Source organism: Pseudomonas sp. SWRI179, assembly GCF_014268705.1.
In the GTDB taxonomy this organism is placed as follows: domain Bacteria; phylum Pseudomonadota; class Gammaproteobacteria; order Pseudomonadales; family Pseudomonadaceae; genus Aquipseudomonas; species Aquipseudomonas zanjanensis.
This window is the reverse complement of the sequence record NZ_JABWRA010000055.1, coordinates 14,251-23,742: the sequence shown is the minus strand read 5'-3', so window position 1 is coordinate 23,742 and position 9,492 is coordinate 14,251. Positions and strand designations below refer to the sequence as shown.

The following is a 9,492-nucleotide window of genomic DNA, read 5'->3' as shown; positions in this document are numbered from 1 at the left end:
TCGCGAGCAAGCCCGCTCCCACAGGGAATCTGGGTGTTGATGGAATTTGGTAATTCACCACAAGCCCCTTGTGGGAGCGGGCTTGCTCGCGAAGGCGGCGGCACATTCAGCATCGTTGCAAGCTGACCCACCGCTTTCGCGAGCAGGCTCGCTCCCACAGGGAATCTGGGTGTTGATGGAATTTGGTAATTCACCACAAGCCCCTTGTGGGAGCGGGCTTGCTCGCGATGGCGGCGGCACATTCGGCATCGTTGCAAGCTGACCCACCGCTATCGCGAGCAGGCTCGCTCCCACAGGGATTCTGGGTGTTGATGGAATTTGGTAATTCACCACAAGCCCCTTGTGGGAGCGAGCCTGCTCGCGAAGGCGGCGGCACAGTCAATGCTGATGCAAGCTGACCCACCGCTATCGCGAGCAGGCTCGCTCCCACAGGGAATCTGGGGTGTGATGAGTTTTGCATTCACCACAAGGTTTCACCCCCTGATCTGCGGGCTGGAATGTCCCCGTTTTCCGCTACAGACGTTTCCTACCTGCAACCGCTTAAATAACCCCTCAAGCTGAATCGTTTCTGTGGATGGAATCCACAGGCGATGTCCGATCGCCCGCCGGTCAGGACTGTCACCCATCGCACGATCACTCTAAAAGGGAGCCTTATGCATGTGATCATTACGGCCATCGGCTCAGCCGGTGACGTTCACCCATTTATCGGGATCGGCCGCACCCTCGCCGCGCGCGGGCATCGGATAACCTTTTGCGCCAGCGCGGTGTTCGCGCCGGTGATCGAGCGCTGCGGCTTCAAGTTCCTGCCCCTGGGCACCCGCGAGGAATATCGAGCCGTCATGGCTGACCCGGCGCTGTGGCATCCGCGCACGTCACTGCCCACCCTATGGAAAACCGTCGGCGGCACGTTGCGCGAACAGTATCGGCTACTGGAACAGGCGTGCGACGACGACACCGTCATGCTGGGTTCGTTGTGGGCGTTTTCCGCCCGCCTGCTTCAGGAACGGCACGGCATCCCACTGGTCACAGGCCAGGTCACACCGTTCGCCATCTGGTCGCCCCTTGCGCGCCCCGTCCATCCACCGGGAACGAACCTGCCAACCTTCGTACCGTATCCCTTGAGGCGCCTGCTACTGGGGGTCATCGAACATGCCTTCCTCGATCGGCTCATGAAGCCTGAGCTCAACAGCTTCCGCCGCGAATTGGGCTTACCCCCGGTCAAGCGCATCATCAGTCGGTGGATTTCCTCGCCTGACCGGGTGTTGGGATTGTTTGCGGACTGGTTCGCCCCGATCCAACAAGACTGGCCTGCCCAGACGGTACTGACCGGGTTCCCGTTATTCGATGAGTCCGGCTTCGAGGCGCCAGACGCCGAACTGGAGGACTTTTTGAGCGTGGCCCCGCCGGTGGTGTTTACCCCGGGTTCGACGACGGTCAATGCCGCACAGTATTTCGCCGCTGCGGCCCAAGCGTTGAAGTCGATCGACCGCCGCGGCGTGTTCCTGACCAGCCAGGCGGTAGACCCCTCGTTGTCCAGCGACGGCAGGATCCTGGTCAGGCCTTATGTCCCCATGAGCCGCATCCTGCCCCACACAGCGGCCCTGGTGCATCACGGCGGCGTCGGGACCACGGCCTTGGCAATCGCCGCCGGGGTGCCACAGATCGTCACGCCATTTGCCCATGACCATTTCGACAATGCAGCGCGAATGCAGCGCCTGGGGTGCGGCTTGCAAGTCTTCGCACCGGCCTGCGCCGAGTCATTGGCGACGGCCCTGGACACGGTGCTCAACAGTCATGAGGTACGCGCCAGTTGCGACCGCTACAGCCAACTGATGCCTCCTGGCGACAGCGCCCGCGAAGCGGCAGCGCTGCAAGTGGAGGCCGTCGCCCGCAGAGCCGCCACGTATCGCGTCGCGTAATCACGAGTCGATGAGTGGCCTGTGGCGAGGGAGCTTGCTCCCGCTGGGCTGCGCAGCAGCCCCAAGGAAGCTGCCCACAATCAACCTGAAACACCGCGATGGCCGTTTTGGGGGCTGCTGCGCAGCCCAGCGGGAGCAAGCTCCCTCGCCACAGGACTAGCACTTTTCTCGAGTGAACAGCATCACGGCCTGACGGCATCTTTTTTTTCATTCGTTTCATCGGGCCACCGGATCGGCCCACGGAGAGCACCATGCCCCAGACCCTGCCCGCGTCGAACGCAGAGCGAGTACTGTATCCCCTCACCACTCCGCAACTGGACATCTGGCTGGACCAGGTGCTACACGCCGATAGCCCGCTGTACAACATCGGCGGTTATGCCCGTATCAATGGTAAGGTCGATGCCGCACTGTTGCAGACGGCCTTCAACCAGGTCGTCAACGGCCACGATGCCCTGCGGATCCAACTCGTGCCGGGCTCGGCCGAACACCCTCTGCCGCGCCAACGCTTCCTTGGGCCGGTAGACGTCCCGCTGGGGCTGCACGACGTTTCGGGCCATGCCAACCCGGAGGCCAGCGCATTGGCCTTGCTGCAGGCCAAGCTGCAGACCCCGTTTTCCTTTGACGATGGGCTGCTGGTGCGCGCGGACCTGGTCAAGGTCCGTGAAGGCCTCCACTACTGCTTCGTCAATTGCCACCACTTGATCATCGATGGCTGGTCCTTCGCCATGATTGGCCGAACACTCAGCCAGGCCTATACCGCCCTGCACGACCAGGCGCAAAACACGACGACGGCACCGACCTATCAAGCCTATGTCGAGCAGCAAGTCGCCAGCAAAGACTCGGTTTCGTTCCAGCGCCAGCGCCAATACTGGATGGAGAAATACCGCACGTTGCCCGAGCCCCTGCTCGCGCCCCGTCAGCCGGGTCAGTTCGGCCAGCGCCTGGCGCCCAGCCAGAACCATGCCTGGCGCTTGCCGCGGGCGCTTTATAACCGCCTCGGCGAAAACGCCAAGGCCACGGGCCAGGCGACGGTCTTCCACGTCATGCTGGGGGTGTTGTACAGCTACTTTGCGCGCACCGAGCAACGGGATGAAATCGTCATCGGCCTGCCCATCCTCAACCGCGCCAATGCCGCCCACAAGGCCACGATGGGCTTGTTCGTCGGCATGAGCCCGGTCCGCCTGAGCCTGGGCACCGACCTGAGTTTCAGCGACCTGGTCGGCAAGATTGCCCTGACGCTCAAGCAGGATTATCGCTACCAGCGCTTTCCGCTGAGCGAGCTCAACCGCGAACTCGGCTTGCAGAACCAGGGCCGGCGCCAGTTGTTCGACGTGGTGGTGTCGTACGAACAGGACCAGGACACCTGGTACGGGCCAGCGCCGGCACAACCGGTCAAGCTCAGCAATGGCTACGAACAGATCCCGCTGGCGATGCACGTGCGCGAGTCCGCGCCGGAAGACGATGTGTGGATGCACTTCATCTACAACGAGGCGTATTTCGACGCGCCGCAGATCGAAGCCCTGCAACACCGCTTCATGAACATCCTGGAAGGCGTGGCCGCTGATTTCGACGTGTCGGTCATGGCCCTCGACCCGCTGCCGCCCGCCGAGCGACAACTGCTCAAGGAATGGAATCGCACCGGCATCGACTACCCCAAGGATGTGCTGCTCCATCAATTGATCGAAGCCCAGGTCGCCGCTCGCCCCGACGCGATCGCGGTGCGCTTCGCGGACCAGGCGCTGACCTATGACGCGTTGAATCGCCAGGCCAACCGCCTGGCCCATGCCCTGCTGGAAACCGGTGTTGGCCGCGACGATCGCGTGGCCATCTGCATGGAGCGCAGCCTGGAGATGGTGGTCGGCCTGTTGGGCATTCTCAAGGCGGGTGCCGCCTACGTGCCGCTGGACCCAGGTTATCCTGCCGACCGCTTGAGCCATATGCTCAGCGACAGCGCGCCCTGTGCGCTGATCACCAGCCAAGGCTTATTGGCCAGCCTGCCCGCCGTGACGGTGCCGGTGTTGTGCCTGGATGCCGAGCCTGAAGCACTGTCCCGACAACCGACGCACAACCCGGACGCCGCCGCGCTCGGGCTGACGCCTCGGCACCTGGCCTATGTCATCTACACCTCCGGCTCCACCGGTTTGCCCAAGGGCGTGATGAACCAGCATGACGGGGTGGTCAATCGCTTGCTCTGGGCCCGCGATGCCTATGGCGTCGATGAACACAGCCGGATCCTGCAAAAGACCCCGTTCAGTTTCGATGTGTCGGTCTGGGAGTTTTTCCTGCCATTGCTCAGCGGTGCGCAACTGATCGTCGCCGCCCCCGACGGGCACAAGGACCCGCGCTACTTGATGGACATCATGGCGAGCGCCGGCATCACGCTGCTGCATTTTGTCCCATCGATGTTGCAGGTCTTTCTCGATCAGGTGGAGCCGCAGCGCCTATCCGCGCTCCAGAAAGTCCTGTGCAGCGGCGAAGCCTTGCCCCATGCCTTGCAGACGCGCTTTTTCGAATATTTGCCGAGGGTGCAGTTGCACAATCTCTATGGCCCCACCGAAGCGGCCATCGACGTGACCGCATGGCATTGCCGGCACGATGCGCACGACGGCATCGTACCGATCGGCCGCCCCATCGCGAATATCCAGATGCATGTCCTTGATGGGAACCTGCAACAGCTGCCGCCGGGGGTGGCCGGCGAGTTGCACATCGGTGGCATCGGCGTCGCCCGGGGCTACCTGAACCGTCCCGAACTGACGGCCGAACGGTTCATCCACGACCCCTTCCGCAGCGAGTCCCAGGCCCGGCTGTACAAGACCGGTGACCTCGGGCGTTGGTTGCCCGATGGCAGCCTCGAATACTTGGGACGCAACGATTTCCAGGTGAAAATTCGCGGCCTGCGCATCGAACTGGGCGAGATCGAAGCCCACCTGCTTGCGTGCGAAGGGGTCAAGGATGTGGTCGTGATCGCCCGCCAGGAGGCCGGTGATGCGTACCTCAACGCCTATTGGGTGAGCGAACCTGGATGCTCGCCATCCCCGCAAGCACTGCAGGAAACCTTGCGTCAACGGGTCCCCGACTACATGGTGCCCAGGCATCTGATGGCGCTCGAGCAGTTCCCGCTGAGTGTCAACGGCAAGCTGGACCGCAAGGCCCTCCCCGAGCCTTCCGCCACTCAGGGCTGCGATACGACAGCGCCACGCACCGCCTTGGAGCAGCTGCTCGCCGAGCTATGGCGGGACAACCTCAAGCGCTCGACGCTGGGCATCCATGACAACTACTTCATGCTCGGTGGCGACTCCCTGAAAGTCATTCACTTGCAAATCAACGCCCGTGAACGAGGCATTGCGTTGACCCTGGCGCAGGTTTACCAGTCCCCGACCATCGCCCAGTTGGCCGAGGTCCTGCAGGCTGGGCAAACATCAGCCAGCGGGCTCGAACCCTTGACCCACGTGAAGCCTTTCGCCCAGGTCCCGGCAGCGATCCGCCTGGCCAGTGAAGGCGTGTTCGATGACGTGTTTGCCGCTTCGCAGTTGCAAGTCGGGATGATTTATCACTCGATGATGCACCCGGACTCGGCGATCTATCACGACATCTTCCGCTACCGCTTGCGCCTGCCTTGGGATGCGCCGGCCTGGGAACGGGCCTGCGCCGCCTTGATCCGCCGTCATCCGGCCTTGCGCATGTCGTTCGATATCGGTCACGCCGAGGTGCCCATGGCCCGGGTGCACGCGACGGTCGAGCCTCCCGTGCAGGTCATCGACGTACGCCCGCTGAGTCCCGATGCCCGGGCCCAGGCCATTACCGCCTACGTGGAGGAACGCAAGCGCTGCCGCGAAGACTGGCATCGGGCACCGCTGTATCAATTCTGTGTGTTCGTCGCGCGGGACGAGATCGATCTGGTCTTCAGCTTCCACCATGCGATTCTCGACGGTTGGAGCGTCGCCACCTTGATGCGCGACCTGATCACGCTCTACACCGCGGTGCCTGGCGCCGACGCACTGCCTGCCCTGACCACCACGCCGGCAGACTTCGTGGTCCTGGAGCAAGAGGCCACGGCAACGCAGACCCACCGCCGGTTCTGGCGCGGATACTTGCATGAGGCCCCCGCCGCCGCCATGACCAGCTGGATTCATGCCGTGGCGCCAGACTCGACGCCGCACCGCTCGGCCTACCGTGAGTTGCCCGCCGCGGACCTGGCCCGCCTCGAGGCGTTCTGCCAGGCCCACGACCTGCCCTTGCGCGCGGTCCTGCTGACGGCCCACGGTTTCGCCCAGGCGATCATGTCCAATCAAAAGGAAGTGCTGTGTGGCGTGATCAGCCATGGCCGGCCGGAATTCGAAGATGCCGCCTCGGTCCTGGGCCTGTTCCTCAATACCCTGCCGGTACGTTTCAGCAGCCAGGGCCCGAGCTGGCTGGCGTTGATCCGGGCAACGATTGCCCAGGAACGCCAGGTATTCCCCCACCGGCGCTACCCGTTCGCGTTGATCCATCGCGAGACCGACGTAGCCTTGAACGTGGTGTTCAACTACGTCGACTTCTATGTGCTCAAGGACCTGCTGGCCCAAGGCGAAGAGATCCTCACCGATTGGGAAACGACGGAAGCGAGCAACTACGACCTGCTGACCACCCTGGGTCGCCATCCGGCCAACGGTTCGCTGATGTTGAAGATGGACTACCGCACCGCCCGTGTCGCCACGAGCCAGGTCGAAGCCTATGCCGATTACCTGCTGCGCACGCTGGAACTGATGATCGCCATCCCTGAGGCCAAACCAACCATTGCAGCCTGGCTGCCGCCCATCGAACGAACCACGCCCAGGGCCACGACGGCCTTGCCCCACGACAACCTGTCGAGCCTCTTGCTGGACAGTTTCGCCCGGCATGGCGAGCAGACTGCCGTGAGCCTTGGCCAGGCCCGCCTGTCCTATCGTCAATTGCAGGACGCTTGCGCCCAACTGGCGGGCTGGCTGCACCGGCACGGTATCGGCCAGGGTGATCGGGTCGCGATCATGATGCCGCGCTCGCCCGACCTGATCGTCGCCTTGCTCGGTGTCGTGCAGGCCGGCGCCGCGTACGTGCCGATCGACCTGAGCTATCCGGACGAACGCATCCAGCTGATTCTCGAAGACTCGCAACCGCGACTGGTGCTGTTCGCCGATGCCTCCGCGAGCCTGGCGATGACCCTGGCCGGCCAGGCCGATACGCGCCATTGGGACAGCGTGGTCGCCGGCTTCGACGACGACCTGGCCGGCAGTCATCAACGGGTGGCCGCCATTGCCGCAGGCGTCATGGCTGAAGACAACGCCTACGTGCTCTATACCTCCGGCTCGACCGGCCGCCCGAAAGGCGTGGCCATGCCGCACCGGGCCTTGACCAACATGATTCTCTGGCAAAACCGCCAGCAGCCACGGGATGTCGATACGCTGAAGACGCTGCAGTACGCGCCCATTTCGTTCGACGTTTCGTTCCAGGAAATTTTCTCGACCCTGTCCAGCGGGCATGAGCTGGTGATGATTGACGAAGGGCTGCGCTATGACTTCATCCGCTTGCTGAGGTTTATTGACGCGCAACTGGTCAATCGCCTGTTCCTGCCGTACGTCGCCTTCCAGGGCCTGGCCGAGATCGCCCTGCAGCTCGGTATCCACCCGGCATCGCTACGCCAGATCAATGTGGCTGGCGAGCAGCTGAAAATCACCGCCGAAATCCGTGACCTGATCGATCGCCTCGGCGACTGCCATGTCGAGAACCACTATGGCCCGACCGAGGCCCACGTGGTCACGCGCTTGCGACTTGAAGGCGCGACCGCGACCTGGCCGAGCATGCCGCCGATCGGCACGCCCATCGACGGCGTGCGCATGCATGTCCTCGACGGGGCCGGCAACCCCTGCCCGGTCGGCGTGGTGGGCGATCTGTTCATCGAAGGGGCCAGCCTTGCCAATGGCTACTGGAATCGCCCCGATCTGACCGACGAACGCTTTATCTATCGCCAGCTCGAAGGCCAGACCCGACGCTTGTATGAAACCGGCGACATCGGTTTCTACCTGCCCGACGGTGATCTGGTGTACCAGGGCCGCAGCGACGCCCAGGTCAAGATTCGAGGCTACCGCGTCGAGCTCGGCGAGATCGAAGTGGCCATGCTCGGCTCGGCACGGTTCAGGGCCGACATCGAGCAGGTGGCGGTCATCGACAAGCTGGCAACCGATGGCAGCCGTTACCTGGTGGGGTTCGTCCAGGCCCTGCCGGGCTGCGAGCCGGACCTGGATCAGCTCAAAGCAGAAATGCGCCTGGCACTGCCCGACTACATGGTGCCGAACACACTGGTCAAGATCACGAAGCTGCCCCTCGGGCCCACGGGCAAGATCGACCGGCAGCGTTTGCAGAAGATCGACGTCCAGACCACCTTGCAGCGTCCGTTCATCGGCCCGCGCAATGCCATGGAGGATTTGCTGCAAGCCTACTGGCAGGAAACGTTGGACCTGGACAGCATCAGCATCCACGACAACTTCTTCGAGCTGGGCGGCAATTCGCTCAAGGCGGTACAACTGGTGGCCATGCTCGCCAGGCATCAAAGCCTGGAGCCTTCGCTGTCCGACTTCATCCAGGCGCCGACCATCGCCGAATTCGCCCAGGTGTTGCAACAGACCGCAACCGGACATCCTGGCGCCGGCGCGCTGGTGGACTTCAAGAATGCCACCCGCCGTCCGACGTTGTTCCTCGTCCACCCCATCGGCGGACATGTGCTGTGCTATGCCGCACTGGCGCGGGTGCTCAAGGACCAGGTCCACCTGTATGCCCTGCAAGCGCCGGGTACCTGGGATGCCCGTGAACCCTTGCAATCGGTGCAGGCCCAGGCGGTGTACTACGCGGACGCCATCGAGCAAGTCGCACCGCAAGGCCCCCTGAACATTGGCGGCTGGTCCTATGGCGGCGTCGTGGCGTATGAACTGGCGAGCGAGTTGCAGCGACGCGGACGGCGCCTGCATAACGTGTTCTTGCTGGACACCATCGTGCGCGTCAGCCAGGGCGAGGTGCAGATAGAACGCAGCGAGTTCATGAACTGGTTCATGTGGGAACTGCTCAGCGGCGACGGCCAGAAGGAATACGCTTACCACGCGCTGGACTTCGCCGCCCTGGACGACCCTCAGGCCTTCACGGCGATCCGGCAGCACGGCATCGACCAGGGTATTTTCGACACGAGCATCACCCTGGCGACGCTCGATCAACTGTTCCGCGTGTTCCATGCCAACTGGCAAGGGCTGCTGGACTATCGCTTCCCGCCACTGGATTTGCCTATCACCCTGTTCGCGGCGGATGTCGAGCTGCCCGATGTGCTGCAAGCCCCCCACGAATTGGTGGGCACAGCCTTCCGCGACCCGTACCGCGGCTGGCGTTCGATTGCACCGCACGTGCAGCGAGTCGCCGTCGAGGGCGACCATCTGACCATGATGCGCGAGCCGCACATCTTGCGAGTGGGTCAATGCATCCAGTCGCGGATGGACCTGGCCCGGGCCAGGAACGCCGAATCCATGGGCGCATTGGCTTGACCATGACCGACGATCACGGGGCCGCATTGACG

At 63.4% G+C, this 9,492-nt stretch carries 2 protein-coding genes; both read left to right on the top strand.

Going from position 1 to position 9,492, the window contains the following annotated elements:
* Nucleotides 1–653 precede the first annotated feature (653 nt).
* Nucleotides 654–1,919 (top strand): nucleotide disphospho-sugar-binding domain-containing protein, encoded by a 1,266-nt coding sequence (locus HU767_RS24285; protein ID WP_186730661.1) that lies wholly within the window; start codon nt 654–656, stop codon nt 1,917–1,919.
* A gap of 251 nt (nt 1,920–2,170) precedes the next feature.
* A complete protein-coding gene (locus HU767_RS24280; protein ID WP_186730660.1) occupies nt 2,171–9,460 on the top strand; it encodes a non-ribosomal peptide synthetase in 7,290 nt (2,429 codons plus the stop codon).
* The last annotated feature ends 32 nt before the right edge of the window (nt 9,461–9,492 follow it).

Coding starts and splice junctions, on each gene's coding strand:
- HU767_RS24285 (WP_186730661.1), top strand. CDS start 654: ATGCATGTGATCATTACGGCCATCGGCTCAGCCGGTGACGTTCACCCA.
- HU767_RS24280 (WP_186730660.1), top strand. CDS start 2,171: ATGCCCCAGACCCTGCCCGCGTCGAACGCAGAGCGAGTACTGTATCCC.